General features: G+C 66.6%; 20 protein-coding genes and 1 tRNA gene. 16 read left to right on the plus strand and 5 right to left on the minus strand.

The features are described from left to right. Nucleotides 1-32 precede the first annotated feature (32 nt). The gene (locus IFE19_RS08325) at nt 33-1,436 is read right to left on the minus strand and encodes an FAD-binding oxidoreductase (RefSeq protein WP_207827167.1); all 1,404 of its coding nucleotides are present in this window, start codon (nt 1,434-1,436) and stop codon (nt 33-35) included. Nucleotides 1,437-1,513: 77 nt separating this feature from the next. Here IFE19_RS08325 and IFE19_RS08330 point away from each other — a divergent pair, with 77 nt between their 5' ends. From IFE19_RS08330 to IFE19_RS08340, 3 genes are read left to right on the plus strand one after another with little or no spacing between them, the layout of a single operon-like run. Beyond that, nucleotides 1,514-1,993, plus strand: coding sequence for an NUDIX hydrolase (locus IFE19_RS08330; protein WP_207827170.1), 480 nt, complete (start codon nt 1,514-1,516; stop codon nt 1,991-1,993). A 25-nt stretch (nt 1,994-2,018) separates the two neighbouring features. Beyond that, entirely contained in the window at nt 2,019-3,041 is a 1,023-nt protein-coding gene (locus IFE19_RS08335; protein WP_207827171.1) for an SPFH domain-containing protein, read from the plus strand. Nucleotides 3,042-3,044: 3 nt separating this feature from the next. Then, nucleotides 3,045-3,503, plus strand: coding sequence for an NfeD family protein (locus tag IFE19_RS08340; RefSeq protein WP_207827172.1), 459 nt, complete (start codon nt 3,045-3,047; stop codon nt 3,501-3,503). Between the two features lie 4 nt (nt 3,504-3,507). Here the strand turns inward: IFE19_RS08340 and rnhA are convergent, their stop codons facing one another. Next, the gene (rnhA, locus tag IFE19_RS08345) at nt 3,508-3,960 is read right to left on the minus strand and encodes a ribonuclease HI (protein WP_105563495.1); all 453 of its coding nucleotides are present in this window, start codon (nt 3,958-3,960) and stop codon (nt 3,508-3,510) included. Nucleotides 3,961-4,070: 110 nt separating this feature from the next. Between rnhA and IFE19_RS08350 the strand changes: the two genes are divergently transcribed. The 3 genes from IFE19_RS08350 to tatC are packed head-to-tail and all read left to right on the plus strand — an operon-like array spanning nt 4,071 to nt 5,723. Further along, nucleotides 4,071-4,289, plus strand: coding sequence for a twin-arginine translocase TatA/TatE family subunit (locus tag IFE19_RS08350; protein WP_207827173.1), 219 nt, complete (start codon nt 4,071-4,073; stop codon nt 4,287-4,289). A 25-nt stretch (nt 4,290-4,314) separates the two neighbouring features. Then, nucleotides 4,315-4,839 carry a Sec-independent protein translocase protein TatB gene (gene tatB / locus IFE19_RS08355; protein ID WP_207827174.1) on the plus strand — a complete coding sequence of 175 codons (525 nt, stop codon included), beginning with the start codon at nt 4,315-4,317 and terminating at the stop codon, nt 4,837-4,839. Continuing rightward, a complete protein-coding gene (tatC, locus tag IFE19_RS08360) occupies nt 4,836-5,723 on the plus strand; it encodes a twin-arginine translocase subunit TatC (RefSeq protein ID WP_207827175.1) in 888 nt (295 codons plus the stop codon). The genes tatB and tatC overlap by 4 nt, the downstream gene beginning before the upstream one ends. 94 nt (nt 5,724-5,817) lie before the next feature. On the opposite strand, the gene IFE19_RS08365 is transcribed toward tatC, so the two are convergent. Beyond that, nucleotides 5,818-5,907: transfer RNA gene (locus IFE19_RS08365), tRNA-Ser, on the minus strand. A gap of 87 nt (nt 5,908-5,994) precedes the next feature. After that, a complete protein-coding gene (locus IFE19_RS08370; RefSeq protein WP_207827176.1) occupies nt 5,995-6,924 on the minus strand; it encodes a DMT family transporter in 930 nt (309 codons plus the stop codon). Nucleotides 6,925-7,270: 346 nt separating this feature from the next. On the opposite strand from IFE19_RS08370, the gene IFE19_RS08375 reads away from it, so the two are divergent. The 10 genes from IFE19_RS08375 to IFE19_RS08420 all read left to right on the plus strand — a co-directional run bounded on the left by IFE19_RS08375 (nt 7,271) and on the right by IFE19_RS08420 (nt 19,127). Continuing rightward, nucleotides 7,271-7,876, plus strand: coding sequence for a septal ring lytic transglycosylase RlpA family protein (locus IFE19_RS08375; protein WP_225910459.1), 606 nt, complete (start codon nt 7,271-7,273; stop codon nt 7,874-7,876). 37 nt (nt 7,877-7,913) lie between these two features. Continuing rightward, nucleotides 7,914-8,540: a dTMP kinase gene (gene tmk, locus IFE19_RS08380; protein WP_207827177.1), complete on the plus strand. Its 627-nt coding sequence runs from the start codon at nt 7,914-7,916 to the stop codon at nt 8,538-8,540. Further along, nucleotides 8,537-9,517 (plus strand): DNA polymerase III subunit delta', encoded by a 981-nt coding sequence (locus tag IFE19_RS08385; RefSeq protein ID WP_207827178.1) that lies wholly within the window; start codon nt 8,537-8,539, stop codon nt 9,515-9,517. The genes tmk and IFE19_RS08385 overlap by 4 nt, the downstream gene beginning before the upstream one ends. Continuing rightward, a complete protein-coding gene (locus IFE19_RS08390) occupies nt 9,514-10,299 on the plus strand; it encodes a TatD family hydrolase (RefSeq protein WP_207827179.1) in 786 nt (261 codons plus the stop codon). The genes IFE19_RS08385 and IFE19_RS08390 overlap by 4 nt, the downstream gene beginning before the upstream one ends. Next, complete coding sequence (locus IFE19_RS08395) at nt 10,296-11,120, plus strand: MBL fold metallo-hydrolase (protein WP_207827180.1); 825 nt, start codon at nt 10,296-10,298, stop codon at nt 11,118-11,120. The genes IFE19_RS08390 and IFE19_RS08395 overlap by 4 nt, the downstream gene beginning before the upstream one ends. A gap of 316 nt (nt 11,121-11,436) precedes the next feature. After that, nucleotides 11,437-12,225 carry an ImuA family protein gene (locus tag IFE19_RS08400; protein ID WP_207827181.1) on the plus strand — a complete coding sequence of 263 codons (789 nt, stop codon included), beginning with the start codon at nt 11,437-11,439 and terminating at the stop codon, nt 12,223-12,225. After that, nucleotides 12,116-13,675 (plus strand): Y-family DNA polymerase, encoded by a 1,560-nt coding sequence (locus tag IFE19_RS08405; RefSeq protein ID WP_225910460.1) that lies wholly within the window; start codon nt 12,116-12,118, stop codon nt 13,673-13,675. Before IFE19_RS08400 ends, IFE19_RS08405 begins: the two co-directional genes overlap by 110 nt. Further along, nucleotides 13,672-17,061, plus strand: coding sequence for an error-prone DNA polymerase (locus IFE19_RS08410; RefSeq protein ID WP_207827182.1), 3,390 nt, complete (start codon nt 13,672-13,674; stop codon nt 17,059-17,061). The genes IFE19_RS08405 and IFE19_RS08410 overlap by 4 nt, the downstream gene beginning before the upstream one ends. A 174-nt stretch (nt 17,062-17,235) precedes the next feature. Further along, nucleotides 17,236-18,069, plus strand: a complete 834-nt coding sequence (locus IFE19_RS08415; protein ID WP_207827183.1) for an oxidoreductase — start codon at nt 17,236-17,238, stop codon at nt 18,067-18,069. Nucleotides 18,070-18,101: 32 nt separating this feature from the next. Next, nucleotides 18,102-19,127: an AraC family transcriptional regulator gene (locus IFE19_RS08420; RefSeq protein ID WP_207827184.1), complete on the plus strand. Its 1,026-nt coding sequence runs from the start codon at nt 18,102-18,104 to the stop codon at nt 19,125-19,127. 80 nt (nt 19,128-19,207) lie between these two features. Here the strand turns inward: IFE19_RS08420 and IFE19_RS08425 are convergent, their stop codons facing one another. Further along, a complete protein-coding gene (locus tag IFE19_RS08425; RefSeq protein ID WP_207827185.1) occupies nt 19,208-19,609 on the minus strand; it encodes a MerR family transcriptional regulator in 402 nt (133 codons plus the stop codon). Nucleotides 19,610-19,619 lie beyond the last annotated feature (10 nt).

Genomic DNA, 19,619 nt, shown 5'->3' on the forward strand with positions numbered 1-19,619 from the left:
ACCGTCGTCGGCGTCACATCCGGTCGTGGGGCCTAGAAGAGGACCGCCGGATTCATGATCCGTTGCGGGTCGATGGCCTGACGGATCGCCTGCATGGTCGCGATCTCCAGCGACGACTTGTAGCGGCGGGCTTCCTCGGTTTTCAGCCGCCCCAGGCCGTGTTCCGCCGAGATGGAGCCGTTGTAGCGGGCGACGATGTCGTGGACGATTTCGGAGCCTTCCATCCAGCGGGCGATGAAGGCGGGCACGTCCTCGCCGACGCCGGGGATCACGTCATAGTGAAGGTTGCCGTCGCCGACGTGGCCGAAGACCGAGACCCGGCAACCGGGGTGGAACCTCTCGACCGCCGCCGTGGCCTCGTCGATGAAGTCGGCGATTTGGGAGACAGGGACCGAGACGTCGTGCTTCCAGCCGCCGCCCTCGGGCTTGAGACCCGCCGAGTGCTCTTCGCGCAGACGCCAGAAGGCGGCCTTCTGGGCGTCGCTCTGGGCGATGGCGGCGTCGGTGATCAGGCCCTCCTCGAAGGCGCCGGTCAGCAGCCGCTCCATGGCCGAATCAGCGCCGCCGGGCTCGCCCGAGGTCAGCTCGATCAGGACATACCAGGGCGGCGTCGATTCCAGCGGCTCGCGCGTGTCGGGAATGTTCTTGAGCACCAGGGCCATGCCGAGGCGCTTCATCAGCTCGAAGGCTTCGACCCCGCCGCCGGTCTCGGCCTTGGCGCGGGCCAGCAGGGCGACGGCGGCGTGGTGGCTGTCCAGACCGACGATGGCCGTGGCGCGGCTGCGCATGATGGGAAACAGTTTCAACGTCGCCGCCGTGACAACGCCCAGGGTGCCCTCGGCGCCGATGAACAGCTGCTTCAGGTCATAGCCGGTATTGTCTTTTCGCAGGCGCTTCAGCCCGTTGAACACCTGACCGTCGGGCATAACGGCCTCGATGCCCAGGACCAGGTCGCGCATCATGCCGTAGCGCAGGACGGCGGTACCGCCCGCATTGGTCGAGATGACGCCGCCGATGGTGGCCGAGCCCTCGGCCGCCAGGCTGAGGGGGAAGAAGCGGTTCTTCTCCCTGGCCAGTTGCTGGGCCTCCAGCAGGGTGACGCCGGCCTCCAGAGTCATGGCGTCGTCCAGCGGCGTCACGTCGCGCACTGTCCGCAGCTTGCGCGTGGACAAAAGGACCTCGCCGAAGGGAATCTGGCCGCCGACCAGGCCCGTGCCGCCGCCCTGGGTCACGACGGCGACGCCGTGGCGGGCGCAGATCTCGACGGCCTTGGCCACCTCCTCGGTCGTGCGCGGCTGCAGCAGGATCGGGGTTTCGCCGCTCCAGCGGCCCCGCCATTCGGTCAGCCAGGGCGCCATGTCGTCGGCGTCCGTGGTCCAGGCGCCGGGCAGGGCGGCCTTGAGGTCTTCGAGGGCGGCGGGCGTAGGGAGGGTCATATCCGCCTTGTGGCAAAAGGCGTGGCGTGGTGGAAGCGCAAAACCCTGCCTCCAGGCGGTCAATTCGCGGAGAAAACATGATTCCGGTCCCGGCCGTCGGCGTGGTCTGCCTGAAGGGCGACGCGGTCCTGCTGATCCGGCGCGGCACGCCGCCGCGTCGGGGCGAATGGAGCTTGCCTGGCGGACGAATCGAGCCGGGCGAGCGGCTGGCGGACGCGGCCCTGCGCGAACTGCGTGAGGAGACAGGCGTGGAGGCAAAGTTGATCGGCCTGGTCGACGTGGTCGACGGTCTGTTTCCCGAGGTAGGGCGGCACTATGTCCTGATCGATTACGCCGCGATCTGGACCGGCGGCGAGCCGGTGGCGGGTGATGACGCCGCCGAGGCGGTCTTCTTCCCGCTTGAAGAAGCGCTGCAGCGGGTCGACTGGTCCGAAACGCGGCGCGTTATTCGTCATGCCCACGCCATGGCGACGGCCCATGGAGCGAGAAGGGGCGCTGACGGCCTTGTCATCGCCAGTGAACCGGATTCTGTGGCGCGAGGGCAGGACGACCGTTAAGCTGCGACCTCAACCGGAGGGGCTTATGGATTTTTCGTTTATCTTCTTTGTGATGTTCGCGGCCTTCGCGATTATCTTCCTGTTCAGCGTCATCAAGATCGTGCCGCAAGGCCGTGAATTCACGGTGGAACGGTTCGGCAAGTACACCAAGACTCTGAAGCCGGGCATCAGCATCCTCACCCCGTTCGTCGAGCGCATCGGCAAACGCATGAACATGATGGAGCAGGTTCTGGATGTCCCGACCCAGGAAGTCATCACCAAGGACAACGCCATGGTGAAGGTGGACGGCATCGTCTTCATCCAGGTGATGGACGCCGCCCGCGCCGCCTATCGGGTCGATGATCTGCCCTACGCCATCGCCCAGCTCTGCATGACCAATCTGCGCACCGTGGTCGGCTCGATGGAGCTGGACGAAGTCCTGTCGCAGCGCGACGCCATCAACACCCGCCTGCTGCACGTCATCGACGCCGCGACCGAGCCGTGGGGCGTCAAGGCCAACCGGATCGAGATCAAGGATCTGACGCCGCCGACCGACATCACCAACGCCATGGCGCGTCAGATGAAGGCCGAGCGCGAACGTCGTGCTGTCATCACCGAGGCCGACGGTGAAAAGCAGGCCGCCATCGCCCGCGCCGAGGGCGCCAAGCAGGCGGCCATCCTGGAGGCCGAGGGCCGCCGCGAAGCCGCCTTCCGCGACGCCGAGGCCCGCGAGCGTGAAGCCGAGGCCGAAGCCAAGGCGACGGCCATGGTGTCGGAAGCCATCGCGCGCGGCGACGTCAACGCCATCAACTACTTCGTGGCGCAGAAATACGTCGAAGCCTTTGCCGAGCTGGCCCGCAGCCCGCAGCAGAAAACGGTCATCGTGCCCGCCGAGATGGGCGGCCTGGTCGGCACGATCGCCGGTCTGGGCGAACTGGTGGGCCTGGCCAAGGAGCAGCAGCAGGTCCGCAGCGAGACGCGCGCCGTTTCGCGCCCGGCGCCGGCGCCCGCCGCACCGGCTCGTCCCGCACCGCGTCGCCCCGGCGGCGCCGTCCCGACCACGGAGTAGGGCATGGACTGGCTTCTGAACCTCTACGCCGCCCAGCCTTTCTGGCTGTGGCTGGCGGTGGGCGTGGTCCTGCTGGCCATTGAGGCGGCGGCTTCGACAGAGTGGCTGTTGTGGCCTGCTGTCTCAGCCGGCTTGGTGGCGCTGATCGCCGCGCTGGCGCCCAATCTGGGTCTGCCGGTCGAAATCGGCGTCTTCGCAGCCCTGACCGTGGCCTCAACGGTTCTGTCGCGTCGCCTGATCAAGCGGGTGAATCCTCACGACGAGCCTGACATCAATGACCGCGACCTGCGCCTGGTCGGCGAACGGGCGCGGGTTGTCGAAGCCTTCGTGGATGGTCGCGGTCGGGTTTTCGTCTCGGGCGCCGAATGGCCCGCAGAGATCGAGGGCGCCGGACCGCTGGCGGGTGAAAGCGTTGTGGTGGAATCGGTCGACGGTCCGCGCCTGCGCGTTCGGGCCGTCTGAGGCCTTAGCGGCGGCGCATTTCTTCGACACCACGATTCGCCAGGGCGTCGGCTCGTTCGTTCAGAACGTGGCCGGCGTGCCCCTTCACCCAGTGCCATTTCACCTCATGGCGGCTGCGGGCCTCATCCAGGCGGCGCCACAGGTCGTCATTCTTGACCGGCTTCTTGTCCGCGGTCTTCCAGCCGCGCGCCTTCCAGCCCCGGATCCACTCGGTGATGCCCTGCATGACGTATTTGCTGTCGGTGTGCAGATCGACGCGGCAGGGGCGCTTGAGGGCCTCCAGAGCGGCGATGGCGGCCATCAACTCCATCCGATTGTTGGTCGTGTTGGGCTCGCCGCCCCACAGTTCCTTCTCGTGACCGCCGCCGGTCTGCAGGATGGCGCCCCAGCCGCCAGGGCCCGGATTGCCCTTGCAGGCGCCGTCGGTATGAATGATGACGTGATCAACGAGACTCATGACCGGGTCCCTACAGCGTCCCTTGGCGCGCCGCCATCAGTCAGCCTATATGACGCACAACAATCAGTCGGACAGGACCGCGTTCGTGGTCCTCTTGAGGAGGTAACGCCATGGGCTCCATGAGCATCTGGCACTGGGCCATCGTCATCGTCGTCGTCGCCCTTCTGTTTGGCGGTCGCGGCAAGCTGTCCGGCATCATGGGCGACGCCGCAAAGGGCATCCGCGCCTTCAAGGACGGCCTGAAGGACGACACGGATTCCAAGGGTCCGAAAGATGGCGTCAGCTCGCTGCCGCGCACCGAAGCCGAAAAAGAAGAACTGAACCGCTAAGCCTTTCGCGGAAAGACGCTGAATCATGGGTGGTCTTGGCCCCGGAATCGGCGGGTTCGAAATCCTTGTCATCGGTCTGGTGGCCCTGCTTGTCGTAGGGCCCAAGGATTTGCCGATGCTGATGCGCAAGGTCGGTCAGTTCGTCGCCAAGGCGCGCGGCATGGCCAACGAATTCCGCGCGAGCTTCGACGAAATGGCTCGTCAGTCCGAGCTGGACGATCTTCGCAAGGAGGTCGAGGCGCTGCGAACAGGGCAGGGGATGCACCCGCTCGGCGCCGACGCCGAGGCGGCCTTCAAGGACATCCGCAAGGATCTCGAGGCCCCGCTGGACACCCCGGCCTTGGCCGCTCCGGTCGTGGTTGAGGCTGCGCCTGTCGCCACTGGCGTGGACGAATGGCCGGATACGCCTTTGGCCGCTGAACCCGTCGTGACGGCCAAGCCGAAACCCAAAGCCAAGACCAAGGCCAAGACCGTCGCATCAACCAGCAGCTCCATCAAACCCGCGGCCTCGAAGCCAGCGGTCAAGCGCGCCAAGAAGGTCGAGCTATGACGTCGTTCGACCGGGACGAGGCCGAGATCGAGGCCTCGCGCGCGCCCCTGATGGATCACCTGATCGAGCTGCGCGGGCGGCTGCTGATCTGCGTCGTGGCCTTCATGGTCGCCTTCATCGGCTGCTTCGCCTTTTCCGAAAAACTCTACCTTTTCCTGGTCCAGCCCTATGTGGTGTCCGCCGCCTTCCATCAGACGGTGGGGGCGCACGGCCATGTCTCGCCGTTTGACCTGATCCTGGGCACGGCGCGGCTAATCCCCGTGCCGGACGTGGACCACCAAAGCGTCAAGCTGATCTACACCGCGCCGCTGGAAATCCTGTTCACCAAGATGAAGCTGGCCGGCCTCGGCGCAGTCATCGTGGCCTTCCCCGTCCTGGCCTGGCAGTTGTATCGCTTTGTCGCGCCGGGCCTGTACCGCAATGAGAAGGGCGCCTTCCTGCCCTTCCTGATCGCGGCTCCGGTACTGTTCCTGCTAGGCGCGGCTCTGGTCTATTTCGTCATGCTGCCCTTCGTCATGTGGTTCTCGCTGAGCCAGCAGATCATTGGCGAGGGCGTGGCGGCCGAATTGCTGCCCAAAGTCTCGGACTATCTGAATCTGGTGACGGCGCTGATTCTCGCCTTCGGCCTGTGCTTCCAGTTGCCGGTCGTCATGACCCTGCTGGGTTTGGCGGGCCTGATCAGTTCCAAGGTCATGGCCAAGGGGCGCCGCTACGCCATCGTCGCCGTGGTCGTCGTCGCGGCCGTTGTCACACCGCCGGATCCCATCAGCCAGTTGATGCTCGCGGTGCCCATGGTGCTGCTCTACGAAGTCTCGATCTGGTGCGTCCGCATCATCGAACTGCGCCGCAAGAAGGCTGATAGCCTCGAAGACGTGACAGCCTAACTCGCGGCATCACGCCGGGTGATTGCTCCAGACGAACACTTTCGGAGGGGGCGTGCAGGCAGCCGCTTCGCTGGTGATACCTGATTTCCCGAGATGGCGGACAGGGTGGGATTCGAACCCACGGTAGGCTTCCACCTACGGCGGTTTTCAAGACCGCTGCCTTAAACCACTCGGCCACCTGTCCAGCGCGAGTCGAGACAGCGCGCGGAGGCGTGCATAGCGGCAAGTTGGCCGACGCCCAAGCATAAAGCGCAAGCAGAAGTACGAAGGCCTACGCCCTGACGTCCCCTGATGGTCGCGTCACCAGCCAGATGCCGATGCAGACCAGGACCAGGGCGGCCAGATAGCTCCAGCGCAGCAGGGATTCGCCCAGGAAGACTGCCGACAATGCGACGCCGAAGACCGGGATCAGGAAATTGAAAGCTGCGATCAGCCCGACGGGGTTGTGCTTCAGCAGCAAGCTCCACACTGCGAAAGCCACCGAAGACAGCAGGGCCATATAGAGCAGAAGGCCCCCGGATCGAAGGTCCAGCGCCTCCAGATGTCCACCGCCGCCCATGCCCGTCCCTGTCAGGATGACGCCACCGATAAGGAGCTGCCATCCAGTCATGACCATGGGATCCATGTCGGCTGACAGGCGCTTGCCGTAGATCGAGGCCGCAGCCAGAACGAAAGCGGCGATAACGACGAAGCCTTCGCCCGTTAGGCTGAAGTCGAAGCCCATGCCCCCGCCGCCCAGGTTCACCACAACCACGCCCAGAAAGCCGACCAGACAGCCTAGAGCCTTGCGACCGTTGAGGCGGTCGTTGGCGTAGATGAAGTGCGCCAGAACCACGCTGAAGAACACGCCGGTGGCGTTCATGATCGACGACTTCACGCCGCTGGCGTGGGCCAAGCCGATATAGAAGAAGACATACTGAATCGTGGTCTGGGTCAGGCCCAGCAGGGCGACCTGGCCCATCTGCCGGCCGCTGAACGTCAGCACCGGTTTCTTCATCGCAGCGGCGACGATCAGCAGGATCAGCCCCGCCAGGGCGAACCGCCACCCGGCGAACAGCATCTGGCTGGCGATGTCGCCCGATCCGATGTGCAGCAGCGCGTAGCCGTTCTTGATGGCCGGATAGGCGCTACCCCACAGAAGGCAGCACAGGGTCGCCAGAGCGAAAACGCCCGAACGGCTTTGATACAGGGAGGGTTTCAAGACGCTCGCTTCAAGAACTGGCGCTGGCGCAAAGGCGTCGCCGCGATGCAGGGACGCATAGCTTCAAACACCTCGTTAACCAAACCGGAAACCTCATCGGCCATGATCACTTCAAGTGAACTGGAGTGCCTAGGTCATAATGTCGAGATTGCTCAGGGGCCTTTTAGTCGCCACCGCCTTTTCCACCCTGGCGGCCTGCGCCAGCCTTGGGGGAGGGCGGGACGCCCCGCTGCGCGCACCGGTTGTGACTGACCCTGCGCCTATCGTTTCCGGCACCATGCGACCTTATCAGATACGCGGACGCTGGTACCGGCCGGCCGAGCAGCCGCATTATGACGAGGTCGGCATGGCTTCCTGGTACGGCGCCCAACACAACGGCCGTCCAACCTCGACCGGCGAACGGTTCGACATGAATGCCCTGACAGCGGCGCACAAGACCTTGCCCTTGCCGAGTCTGGTCGAGGTTACCAACCGCGCCAACGGTCGGCGCGTCATTCTGCGCGTCAACGACCGGGGGCCCTTCGTCGACAGCCGGATCATCGATCTGTCACGGGCAGCCGCCGAGGAACTGGGGCTGTTGCAGCAGGGAGTGGGCGAGGTCAGGGTTCGATACGTCGGCCGTGCGCCGAGAACCGGAGGCGGGACGGCGCTACGACGCGCGGAAGCGGTCCCGCCTGTGGCGCCGAGCCCCTATACCCAGCCCCCGACGCCTGTCGTCTCGAGGACCGAGGCTTACTGGATTCAGGCTGGCGCCTTCTCCGATCGTCGTTCCGCCCAGCGAATCGCTGATCGCCTGGGTGACCGGGCCTCGGTTCAGGATATTCGCAACGATGGCCGCGCCCTGTTTCGGGTCGTGGTCGGCCCCTGGCCTGACGCCAACGCCGCTGAACAGGCCCGCCAGGCCGTCATCGCACGCGGGTTTGGCGACGCCCTGTTGATATCAGGCGGTTAAGGCTTGCCTGACGCGCCGGGCTCGCCATTGTGCGCGGGTGCAGCGCGGTAAGTTCATCACATTCGAAGGCGGCGAGGGGGCCGGCAAGACCACGCAGGCTCGCCTGTTGGTCGAGCATCTACGCTCGCTCGGGATCGATGCCGTCCAGACGCGCGAACCGGGCGGTTCACCCGGAGCCGAAGTCATTCGCAACATCGTCGTGGCCGGAGACGCCGAGCGTTGGTCCCCGCGCACCGAGACCTTGTTGATGTACGCCGCACGTTCGGACCATCTGGAACGCACCATTCGACCGGCGCTGGAAGCTGGAAAATGGGTCGTCTGCGATCGCTTCGCCGACTCAAGCCGCGTTTATCAGGGAGCGGGCGGCGGCGCTCCGGAAAGTCTGATCGAGGCGCTGGATCACGCCATCGTGGCCGAGGATCAGCCGGACCTGACCCTGGTGTTCGACCTGCCGGTCGAGGTTGGGCTGGAACGCGCCTTTGGTCGCGGCCTGTTCGAGACCCGCTTCGAATCCAAGGGACTGGTCTTCCATCAGAAGCTCCGCGAGGGTTTCCTTGATGTGGCGCGCCGTCATCCAGAACGCTGCATCGTGATTGACGCCACAGGCGAGTTGACGGCCGTTACCGAACGGCTGTGGAACGCTGTCGCAGAGCGGCTGCTGTGAGTGAACACCCCCGCGACCGGTTCGACCTGGTCCCGGACGTCGCTGCCGAGGAAGCCTTTCTGGATGCGCTGAACCGGGGGCGTTTGCACCACGCCTGGCTGTTGTGCGGGGTCGAGGGCGGCGGCAAGGCCACCTTCGCCTATCGGGCCGCTCGTCGTCTTCTGGGGGCCGCGCCTGACCCGTCGCGCGGGCCGCTGGGCGCCGCGCCCTATGATCCCGTCAGTCAACTGGTGTCCGCCCAGTCCCACCCCGATCTCTTGGTGATGGAGCGACTGGTCGAGGGCGGCAAGCAGAAGAAGACCATCTCGGTCGATCAGGCGCGCGACCTGCCGGGTTTCTTCGCCAAGAGCCCGTCACAGGCCGACTATCGCGTGGCGATCATCGACGCCGCCGACGACCTGAACGTCAATGCCGCCAATGCATTGTTGAAAATTCTTGAGGAACCGCCTGAGCGCGGCGTCCTGCTGCTGGTGACCCATGCGCCGGGTCGGTTGCTGGCCACGATCCGCTCGCGGTGTCGTCGTCTCAGCTTCCCGATCTGGACACCGGATCAGTTGGAAAGCCTGGTGCGCAATCGCACAGGCGCGGACCCTGATGACGCGCGTCTGGCCGCCGACATGGCCGGCGGATCGCCGGGCGCGGCCCTGGCTCTGGCGTCCGGCGCCATGCAGGAAGTCGACGCCCTGGCGCGCAACTGGGTGTTCGGCGACGCCGTGGATCGCGCCGAGCAGTTGGCGGTCGCGGACGGTTTTCGCGGCGCCGAGGGTCAGGTCCGGTTCGAGGCCCTGATGGACCGGCTGATCGCGGCGGTGAAGGCCCGGGCGCTGGAGGCGCCGGCGGGGCAGGGCGCGCGCTGGGCCGAGCTGTGGACCCGTCTGGCCGAATTGCCTGACCGCACGGCGTCTATCAATCTGGACCGCGCCGACGTTCTGGCCGGCGCCCTGGCCGACATCGCCCGTACCAAGGCCCTGAGATGATTATCGACAGTCACGTCAACCTGCACGCCCCCCAGTTCGACGAGGACCGCGACGCCGTCATCGCTCGCGCCCGCGAGGCCGGGGTGCGTCTGATGGTCGAGATTTCGGACAAGCTGTCGACCTTCGAGGCCACGCACGCCCTGGCCATGGCCCATGACGACATCTGGTGCACGGTCGGCGCGCACCCGCACGAGGCCAAGGACCATGTCGAGCTGACGGCTAACGAACTGGTCGCCCTGGCCCAGCGACCGCGCGTCATCGGCATCGGCGAATGCGGTCTGGACTTCCACTACGATCTCAGCCCTCGCGACGAGCAGGCGGCGGTCTTCCGTCAGCACATCGACGCCGCCCGTCGCACCGGCCTGCCGCTGGTGGTGCATACCCGCGAAGCCGACGACGTCATGGCGTCGATCCTGCGCGAGGAACACGCCACGGGATCGTTCAAGCTGCTGATGCACTGCTACACTAGCGGTTTGGAACTGGCTGAAACAGCAGCGGAACTTGGCGCCTGGTTCTCCGTTTCCGGCATCGCCACCTTCAAGGCGGCGGAAGACGTGCGCGAGGTCATTCGCCGGATGCCTGAAGACCGGATCATCGTCGAAACCGACTGCCCCTATCTGGCGCCCATCCCGCATCGCGGGCGTCGCAACGAACCAGCCTATGTGGGACTGGTGCTGCAGAAGCTGGCGGAAGTCCGGGGCTGGACGCCTGAAGAAGCCGATCGACGCACGACCGACGCCTTCTTCGCCCTGTTCGACCGTATTCCTCGGCCCGCCGAATGAGCAGGCCGGGCGAACTGGAGATCGTCATTCTCGGTTGCGGCTCGTCCGGCGGCGTGCCGCGCGGCGATGGTGACTGGGGCGACTGCGATCCTGAGGAGCCCAGGAATCGTCGTACCCGCTGCTCCATGCTGGCGCGGCGTTACGGCCCGGACGGAACCACCAGCATCCTGATCGACACTTCACCGGACCTGAGGCAGCAGGCGCTGATGGCGGGCGTCACTCATGTCGATGGTGTTCTCTATACCCACGATCATGCGGATCAGACCCATGGGATCGATGATCTGAGAGTCTTCGCCACGCGGACACGGCGGAGAATAACCGCCTGGATGGACTCTGCGACACACTCGGCGCTCACGAAGAGGTTCGACTACATCTTCGAAAGTCACCATGGCTACCCGGCTATACTGGAAGCCCGGCACATTCCACCACATGGTGTGCCGTGGAGCGTGGAGGGGCGCGGAGGGACCATTCCGGTCGTGACCTTCGACCAGCGCCACGGCCCGATCCGCTCGGTCGGCTACCGGCTCGGAGGCGTCGCTTACTCCAGCGATGTCTCGGATCTGGACCAATCCGCCCTGCAAACCGTAAGTGGCGCTGACCTGTGGGTTCTGGACGCACTGCGTTACGCGCCACACCCAACCCATGCGCATCTGGACAAGGCGTTGGACTGGATTGCTCGAGCAAACGTTAAGCGGGCGCTTTTGACCAACCTCCACATTGATATGGATTACAATGCTTTGCGCAGGGCGCTTCCCGACAACGTCGAGGTTGCGTTTGATGGCTGGAAAGATCGACTGCCCCTGAACTCATCGCCATCATGAACACAGCGGTTAGGGACGACGTTAAAAATTCGCCTAAGATATATTATGCGAAGCGAACACGAGTTGGCTAGTGTTGCACCATTCCTAGCACCATAGCTCGAAGCCCCACTGCGCAGCCCCGCTCTTTTCGATCCTCATGGTTCCGGCCCGATAGTCTCCGCCATCATCGGCTGACCTTCCGCATTCGCGCTTTCCGCACATGGCTGACTCGTTCGGCGATCCGTCTGCCAGGATGCTGCATCCCGAACTACGTAAACTCCAGTCTCAATGCGGCCTCGCTTGACACCCCCCTGAGCGCCGAGCGTATATGGAACATATGCGGAACATTTATTCTCAGCCTGACGCTCTGGCGGCGCTGAAGACTCGCCTGGAGGCCCTGGATCGGGCCGGCGGTCGTCGCGTCGGCGCGGGCGTGCGCGCGGGAAGCGACGACGCCTTCGCGCCGCTGGCTACGGGTGTTCTGCATGATCTCTACGCCGCAACACCCGCCGACGCGGTGACGGTCAACGCCTTCGGGCTGGGCATGGCGCTGCGGGCGGCGGCGGGGCGGCCCATCGTCTGGGGCCTGCATGAGATGATGGCCCAGGAGGCGGGAGGGCCGCACGGTCCGGGCCTGCATGAGATGGGCTTGTCGCCGTGCGACCTGTTGCTGGTGCGCACACGCGACGTGCAGACCCTGTTGGCCGTGGGCGAAGAAGCCCTGCGCAGTCCCGCCGTGGGCGCCGTGCTGTTGAGCGCCTGGGGCGAGGCTAGGGCCTTCAGCCTGACGGCCAGCCGGCGACTGGCGCTGGCGGCCGAGACGGGCGGTACGACCCTGTTCCTGGCGCGGGCGGGCGCCCTGCCCTGCCCCAGCGCGGCCGAGACCCGCTGGTCGGTGGCGTCCTGGGCTTCAGAACCTCTGGAAGGCGGAGCGCCGGGGCGGCCGTCTTTTTCGGCGACCCTGCTGCGGCGGCGCGGCGGCGGGGCGACCGGGACCTGGATCATGGAGTGGGATCGTGAACAGCGAACCTTCCGTCCGCCCGCGCCGCTATCTGGCGGCCTGGTTCCCCTGGCTGCCCAGCGACCGGCTGCGGCGGCAGGAGCGGTGGGACGACACGCTGCCTGAGGATGCGCCACCCGTCGTCCTGGCTGAAAAGATCAAGGGCGCGCTACGGCTGGCCGCTGTCGATCCGGCGGCGGCGCGGGCGGGGTTGACCCCCGGCCTGGCCCTGGCCGATGCAAGAGCGCGGACCCCCGCCCTGCGCGTCGTCGCCCATCGACCGGACCTCGACGACGCCCTGCTGGGACGGGTGCTGGAGGATTTCGGCCGCTTCACCCCCATGATCGCGCTGGACCCTCCGCATGGCCTGATATTGGACGTGACCGGCTGCGCCCACCTGTTCGGCGGAGAGACAGGCCTGATGCGGACGGTCCAGGCGCGGGCCGAACGCGCCGGACTCAAAATCCGGTGCGCCCTGGCCGGAACGCCCCAGATTGCTCGCGCCCTGGCCCGCTTCGCCCCCGGCGGCCGGTTCGAGCCCGGCCAGGATCGCGCCGCCGCGCGCCGCCTGCCGGTCGCCGCCCTGGAGCTTTCGGACAAGGAGGACGAGGCCCTGCGCCGTCTGGGCCTGAAACGGCTGGCCGATCTGGACGACCGGCCCCGCGCGCCCCTGGCCGCCCGTTTCGGCGCCGACTTCCCGACCCGACTGGCGCGGGTTCTGGGCGACGAGGACATGCGCATCACCCCGCATCGTCCGCCCGCCCCCGTGGTGGTCGACCGCGTCTTCTTCGAACCGATCTCCGCGCCCGAGGACGTGGAGCGGGTCCTGTCCGACCTGCTGGTCGAGACCATGGACCGGCTGGATCAGGCGGGCCTGGGCGGCCGCGCCTTCGAGGCCGCCTTCTATCGCGTGGACGGCGAGACGCGCCGCGTCGTCGTTCGCACCGGCCGCCCGACCCGCGACGCCCCCGCGACCCTGCGGCTGTTCCGCGAGCGGATGGCGGCCCTGGCCGCCCCGCTGGACCCCGGCTTCGGCTTCGACCAGATGCGAATGTCCGTGCCCTGGACCCAGGTCCTGGCGCCGACCCAGCAAGGCCTGGAACGCGAGACGCCCGGCGAGGAGGCCTTCAGCCGCCTGATCGATCGGCTGACCGCGCGTCTAGGACCGGAGGCCGTGCTGCGCTTCGAACCCTTCGCCTCGCACATTCCCGAACGCGCGGCGCGACTGGTCCCGGCCGCCGCCCGTCATGGCGACGAGACCTGGCCCGACCTCGATCCCGACGATCCGCCCTTGCGGCCGCTTCAGATGTTCGACCCGCCCCAACCGGTCGAAACCCTGGCCGAGGTCCCCGACGGCTATCCGCTGAAGTTCCGCTGGCGCCGCGTCCTGCACGAGGTGACGCGCGCCGAAGGGCCCGAGCGGATCAGCGGCGAATGGTGGCGCGCGCCGAACCAGCGCACCCGCGACTACTACCGGGTCGAAGATCGGGACGGCCGTCGCTTCTGGCTGTTCCGCCAGGGCCTCTATGGCGAAACGCTCGAGCCGCGCTGGTTCATCCACGGCCTGTTCGCATGAGGAGGCTCGACCCTTGCGGGGCCTACGCCGAACTGGCGACGGCCAGCAACTTCTCCTTCCTGCGCGGCGCCTCGCATCCCAAGGACCTGGTGCTGACGGCGATCCAGCGCGGCCACGCCGGGCTGGGGCTGGCCGACCGCAACACCGTGGCGGGCGTGGTGCGGGCCTGGAGCGCGTTGAAGGAGATTCGCGTCGAGGGTCTGGCCCCGCCGGACAGGATGCGCGACGGCGGCAGTCCCGGCGAGATCGCCTTCATCGAGGACCCGCTCAATGATCCGGACCTGTCCGAAGAGGTGAAGCGCCGTGCGGCGGACTTCCGCCTGCTGACCGGGGCGCGGCTGGTCTTCAACGACGGGACGCCGGACGTCATCGCCTATCCCGAGACGCGGGCGGGCTGGGGGCGGCTGACGCGTCTGCTGACCCTGGGCAATCGCCGCGCGAAGAAGGGCGAATGCGAGATCGGCCTGCGCGACCTGCTGGCCGATCCGGAGGACCTGCTGCTGATCCTCGTCCCGCCGGACCGGCTGACAGGGCTGGAAGAGGTGCTAGCCCGCATGAACGCGGCGGCGCCGGGCGCGGTCTGGCTGGGCGCCGCCCTGCACAGACGCGGCGACGACCGGCGCCGGCTGGCCCGCCTCAAGGCCATGGCGGAGCGGGTGGAGGTTCCCCTGCTGGCGCTCAACGACGTCCTCTACGCCGCTCCCGACGACCGCGACCTGCAGGACGTCCTGACCTGCATCCGCGAAGGCGCGACCATCGAGACCGCCGGCCGCCGGCTGGAGGCCAACGCCGAGCGCTGGCTGAAGCCCGAGGATGAAATGGCCCGTCTGTTCAAAGACACGCCCGAGGCGGTGACCGAGACGACCGCCTTCCTGTCGCGGGCAAGCTTCGACCTGTCCGAACTCAGCTACCAATACCCGGAAGAGCCGGTCCCGCCGGGCTGGAATCCCCAAGCCTGGTTGGAGAACCTGACAGACCGTCATGCCGCCATGCGCTATCCCGACGGCGTTCCCGACAAGGTTCGGGTCTTGCTGGACAAGGAACTGGCCTTCATCGCCCGCAAGAAGATAGCCCCCTACTTCCTGACCATCTTCGACATCGTCCGCGTGGCGCGAGACAAGCGCATCCTGTGCCAGGGACGAGGCTCGGCGGCGAACTCGGCGGTCTGTTACGTCTTGGGCATCACCTCGGTGGACCCGATGGAATCCGACCTGCTGTTCGAACGCTTCCTATCCGAGGATCGCAACGAACCGCCCGACATCGACGTGGATTTCGAGCACGAGCGGCGCGAGGAGATCATCCAGCATATCTACGAACGCTATGGTCGCCATCGCGCCGGCATCGCCGCCACCGTCATCCATTTCCGCCCGCGTAGCGCCATCCGCGAGGTCGGTAAGGCCCTGGGCCTGACCGAGGACGTCACCGCTCGCCTGGCCGCCAGCCACTGGGGCAGTTGGGGGACCGAGATCGGCGACCATCATGTCGTGCAGGCGGGGTTGGACACGACCAATCCCATGATCGCCCGCGCGGTCGAAATGGCGGTGCGCCTGCTGAACTTCCCGCGCCACCTCAGCCAGCATGTCGGCGGTTTCGTTCTGACCCAGGGTCGTCTGGACGAGATGGTCCCCATCGGCAATGCGGCGATGCCGGACCGCACCTTCATCGAGTGGGACAAGGACGATATCGACGCCCTGCGCCTGATGAAGGTCGATGTGCTGGCGCTCGGCATGCTGACCTGCATCCGCAAAGCTTTCGACCTGATCCGCGCCCATGAGCACGAGGACTGGGAACTACACACCCTCCCGCGCGAGGACCCGGCCGTCTACAACATGCTGTGCCGGGGCCAGTCCATCGGCGTCTTTCAGGTCGAGAGCCGCGCCCAGATCAACATGCTGCCCCGGCTGCGGCCCCGCTGCCTCTATGACCTCGTCATCCAGGTCGCCATTGTCCGTCCCGGCCCGATCCAGGGTGATATGGTCCATCCCTACCTACGTCGCCGGAACAAGGAGGAGGCGGTCGCCTATTCCTCGCCGTCGCCCGATCACGGCCCGCCCGATGAACTGGAACAGGTGCTGCACAAGACCCTCGGCGTGCCCCTGTTTCAGGAGCAGGCGATGAAGCTGGCCATCGTCGCCGCCGAGTTCAGCGACGGCGAGGCCAACGGCCTGCGCAAGGCCATGGGGACGTTCCGCGGCGACGGCAGTCTGCATACCTATGAAACCCGGATGGTCGGACGGATGGTCGAACGCGGCTATGATCCGGCCTTCGCCCAGCGCTGCTTCGAACAGATCAAGGGTTTCGGCTCCTACGGCTTTCCCGAGAGCCACGCCGCCAGTTTCGCCCGACTGGTCTATGTCTCTTCCTGGATCAAGCACCGCCACCCGGCGGCCTTTACCTGCGCTCTGCTGAACAGCCAGCCCATGGGCTTCTACGCGCCCGCCCAGATCGTGCGCGAAGCGCAGGAGGTCGGCGGGGTCGAGGTGCGCCCTATCGACGTCTCGCACAGCGACTGGGACAACAGTCTGGAGGGGCCGGCGAGCGCCCCCGTCCTGCGTCTGGGCCTGCGCCAGATCGACGGCTTCAAGGAGGACTGGGCCAAGGCTCTGTCGGCGGCGCGGGCCGCGGCGCCCTTCGCCGATGTCGAAACCGTGGCCCGCCGCGCCGAACTGCCCGCCGCCGCCATGCGCAAGCTGGCCGACGCCGACGCCTTCCGCTCCCTGGACCAGGACCGGCGCGAGGCCCTGTGGGCGGTGCGCCGCCTGCCCGACGACGATCCCCTGCCCCTGTTCGCCGCCGCCGAGGCGCGCGAGCGCGGCGCTCGCGAACTGGGCGCAGAGCCCGACGCCCATCTGCCCCTGATGCCGCTGGGCGAGCACGTCGCCGCCGACTACCAGACCGCCCGCCTGTCGCTGAAGGCCCACCCCATGGCCATCCTGCGCCCCGTCTTCGCCGCTGAGCGGGTGCTGAGCTGCGCCGCCACCGAGGCGAAACGCGGCGGCTCCCTGGTGCAGGTCGCCGGCGTGGTTCTGGTGCGTCAGCGGCCGGGCAAGGGCAACGCCGTCTTCGTCACCCTGGAGGACGAGACCGGCATCACCAACGTGGTCCTATGGGCGCGGATGCTCGACCAGTTCCGGCGCGAAATCATGGGCGCCCGCCTGATGCAGATCGAAGGCCTGGTCGAGAAGAGCCCCGAGGGCGTCGTTCACGTCGTCGCCCGCCGCGTCATCGACCGCAGCGCCGAGCTGTCCCGCCTGTCAGAAGACCATGAGACCAATGTGCAGTTGGCCCGCGCCGACATCGTGGCTCACCCGCAACCCCCGCGCCATCCGCAGCACCGGCACCCGCGTGACGTCCGCATCCTGCCGGAATCGCGGGATTTCCACTGAGCGCCCTGAACGGTCGTATGTGTTCGAAGATGCAGAAACGCCGGGGCATCGCCCGGCTCCTGACCTCGCAGATTGACCAGAATTGGCGTTGTTTGTCCCTGATCTGGCGTGCTTGGTCACTCCTGTGGCGGCGATCGTCCCCTAGGTTTCGTCTCGACAACAGGAAAGACGAACATGACCCGGACAAGCAAACAGAAAACAGCCCTGGTGACCGGAGCCTCCTCCGGTATGGGCAAAGCCATCGCGCGCCAGCTGATCAAGGACGGCTACCGGGTCTATGTCGCCGCGCGCAGCGTTGAAAAGATGAGCGACCTGGCCGCCCTCGGCGCCGTCCCGCTGCGGATGGATGTGACCCGGAACGATCAGGTCAAAGCCGCCGTGCAGACCATTCTGGACGAGGTTGGGGGCGTCGATGTCCTGGTCAATAACGCCGGCTTCGGCCTCTACGGCGCCGTCGAGGACATCCCGCTGGAGGAAGCTAGCTATCAATTCGAAGTCAATCTGTTCGGTGCGGCCCGCCTGACGCAGCTGCTGCTGCCAGCCATGCGCGACCGCAAGGCCGGAACCATCGTCAACATCACCTCGATGGGCGGCAAGGTCTACACCCTGCTGGGCGCCTGGTATCACGCCACCAAGCATGCGCTGGAAGGCTGGTCTGACAGTCTGCGCCTGGAACTGGCGCCCTTCGGCGTCCGGGTGGTCATCGTCGAGCCGGGCCTGATCGAGACCGGCTTCGGTGACATCTCGTCCGAAAGCCTTTTAAAGCGCGTCAACGGCGGCCCCTACTCCGCCGTGACCCAGGCCGTGGCCCGCACGACGCAACAATCCTACGGACATGGCCGCGGCACCGACCCCTCCGTCATCGCCGATGTCGTGTCACGCGCTGTGCGTTCGCCACGCCCTCGAACCCGCTATGCCGCCGGGCGATATGCAAAGATGATGATCGGGGTGCGCAAATGGCTGGGCGACCGCGTCTTCGACCGCCTGATCCTGAGCCAGATGCGCTGAGTTCGTGTCATCGCCAAAAGAGGGAGGCCTCCATGTCCATAAAATCCACGACACCGGATCGCTGCCGGCTTCCCTCGGCCCTGTGGAAGGCGTTGGATCGCGAGGGCCTGTCCGTGACGGAAGCGCTGCGCCGCGCCCGCCTGCCCGCCATGCTGCGCCTGCAATCCGCCGCCACAGTCACGACGGCCCAGTATTTCGCCCTGTGGCGCGCCGTCGAGGATTTGTCTGACGATCCGGGCCTGGGACTGCGCATGGCCTCCAGCGCCGAGACGAGCGCGCACCCGCCCTCCAGTCTTGCGGCCTTTCATGCCCGCGACTATCGCGACGGCCTGCTGCGGCTGGCGCGGTTCAAACGCCTTTGCACGCCGGAGACCCTTCAGATCGAGGAGAACCAGACGACGGCGACCGTCAGCCACGTCTGGCCGAACGCTGTGGAAGCCGAACCCCACATCGCCACGGACATCACCTTCGCCACCGTGATGGAGTTGGGGCGACGCGGCGCCGGCCAGACGATCATCCCCCTGCGGGTAGAACTGCGTCGCCGCCGACCGACGCCGGACGTCCACGCGGCCTATTTTGAATGCCCCGTCCGCTATGGCGCGGAACGCGACTGCCTGGTGCTGCGCCGCACCGACCTCGACCTACCTTTCGCGGGCTACAATCCGGAGTTGCTGGAAATGTTGACGCCCGCCCTGGCCGGAGCGCTGCGTGATCTTCAGGCCCAGACATCCCTTAGCGATCAGGTGAAGGCCGTCCTGCTGCAGGCCCTGCCGAGCGGCAGACCCGACATCGCCGAAGTGGCCCGCGAAATGGGCATGAGCGAGCGGACCCTGCAACGCCGGATCACGGACGAGGGAACCGCTTTCCGGGACCTGGTCAACGCGGCGCGGCATACGCTCAGCCATCGTCTTTTGTCCGATCAAACGAACGACATGGCCGAGGTCGCCTATATGCTCGGCTATCAAGACACGCGATCTTTCTATCGCGCCTTCAGAATCTGGGAAGGGACCACGCCCAAGGCCTGGCGGAGTGCGGCCCGTTCAGCGTCTCTGCAATAAGACTGAGGATGCCAACAGCAAAGATCCGGCCTCACGTAGGCCGCTCCGTATCCCCAGCGGACAAGGGCCTCCGCGCCTGGCTAGGCCTTTGTCGGCGCCAAGGCCTCGATGATCAGACAGGTTGAAATCGTGCCCTGACGGCACTGGGACAGGAGAGCCGACAGTTCGCGACGCAGGGCCTCCAGGTCGGCGATCTTGCGTTCGACCTCGGCCAAGTGCGCGCGCGTCAGTTCGTCGACCGTGGCGCAGGACTGATCGCGCCGGTCCGACAGGGCCAGAAGGTCGCGCACCTGCTCGATGGAGAAGCCCAGATCGCGGGCGCGGCGGATGAAGGACATGCGGTTCAGCGCCGCCTCGCCATAGGCGCGGTAATTGCCCTCAGTGCGGGCGGGTGCGGGGAGAAGGCCGATGCGCTCGTAGTAGCGGATGGTCTCAACCTTGGCGCCAGCCCGCCGCCCCAGTTCGCCTATGCTCAGCGTCACGCCCGCCTCC

This window comes from Brevundimonas pondensis (assembly GCF_017487345.1).
Classification (GTDB): Bacteria; Pseudomonadota; Alphaproteobacteria; order Caulobacterales; family Caulobacteraceae; genus Brevundimonas; species Brevundimonas pondensis.

Coding starts and splice junctions, on each gene's coding strand:
- IFE19_RS08420 (WP_207827184.1), top strand. CDS start 18,102: ATGTCCATAAAATCCACGACACCGGATCGCTGCCGGCTTCCCTCGGCC.
- IFE19_RS08325 (WP_207827167.1), bottom strand. CDS start 1,436: ATGACCCTCCCTACGCCCGCCGCCCTCGAAGACCTCAAGGCCGCCCTG.
- IFE19_RS08400 (WP_207827181.1), top strand. CDS start 11,437: ATGCGGAACATTTATTCTCAGCCTGACGCTCTGGCGGCGCTGAAGACT.
- IFE19_RS08395 (WP_207827180.1), top strand. CDS start 10,296: ATGAGCAGGCCGGGCGAACTGGAGATCGTCATTCTCGGTTGCGGCTCG.
- IFE19_RS08350 (WP_207827173.1), top strand. CDS start 4,071: ATGGGCTCCATGAGCATCTGGCACTGGGCCATCGTCATCGTCGTCGTC.
- IFE19_RS08375 (WP_225910459.1), top strand. CDS start 7,271: ATGGCTTCCTGGTACGGCGCCCAACACAACGGCCGTCCAACCTCGACC.
- IFE19_RS08335 (WP_207827171.1), top strand. CDS start 2,019: ATGGATTTTTCGTTTATCTTCTTTGTGATGTTCGCGGCCTTCGCGATT.
- IFE19_RS08415 (WP_207827183.1), top strand. CDS start 17,236: ATGACCCGGACAAGCAAACAGAAAACAGCCCTGGTGACCGGAGCCTCC.
- IFE19_RS08330 (WP_207827170.1), top strand. CDS start 1,514: ATGATTCCGGTCCCGGCCGTCGGCGTGGTCTGCCTGAAGGGCGACGCG.
- tatB (WP_207827174.1), top strand. CDS start 4,315: ATGGGTGGTCTTGGCCCCGGAATCGGCGGGTTCGAAATCCTTGTCATC.
- rnhA (WP_105563495.1), bottom strand. CDS start 3,960: ATGAGTCTCGTTGATCACGTCATCATTCATACCGACGGCGCCTGCAAG.
- IFE19_RS08340 (WP_207827172.1), top strand. CDS start 3,045: ATGGACTGGCTTCTGAACCTCTACGCCGCCCAGCCTTTCTGGCTGTGG.
- IFE19_RS08410 (WP_207827182.1), top strand. CDS start 13,672: ATGAGGAGGCTCGACCCTTGCGGGGCCTACGCCGAACTGGCGACGGCC.
- tatC (WP_207827175.1), top strand. CDS start 4,836: ATGACGTCGTTCGACCGGGACGAGGCCGAGATCGAGGCCTCGCGCGCG.
- IFE19_RS08390 (WP_207827179.1), top strand. CDS start 9,514: ATGATTATCGACAGTCACGTCAACCTGCACGCCCCCCAGTTCGACGAG.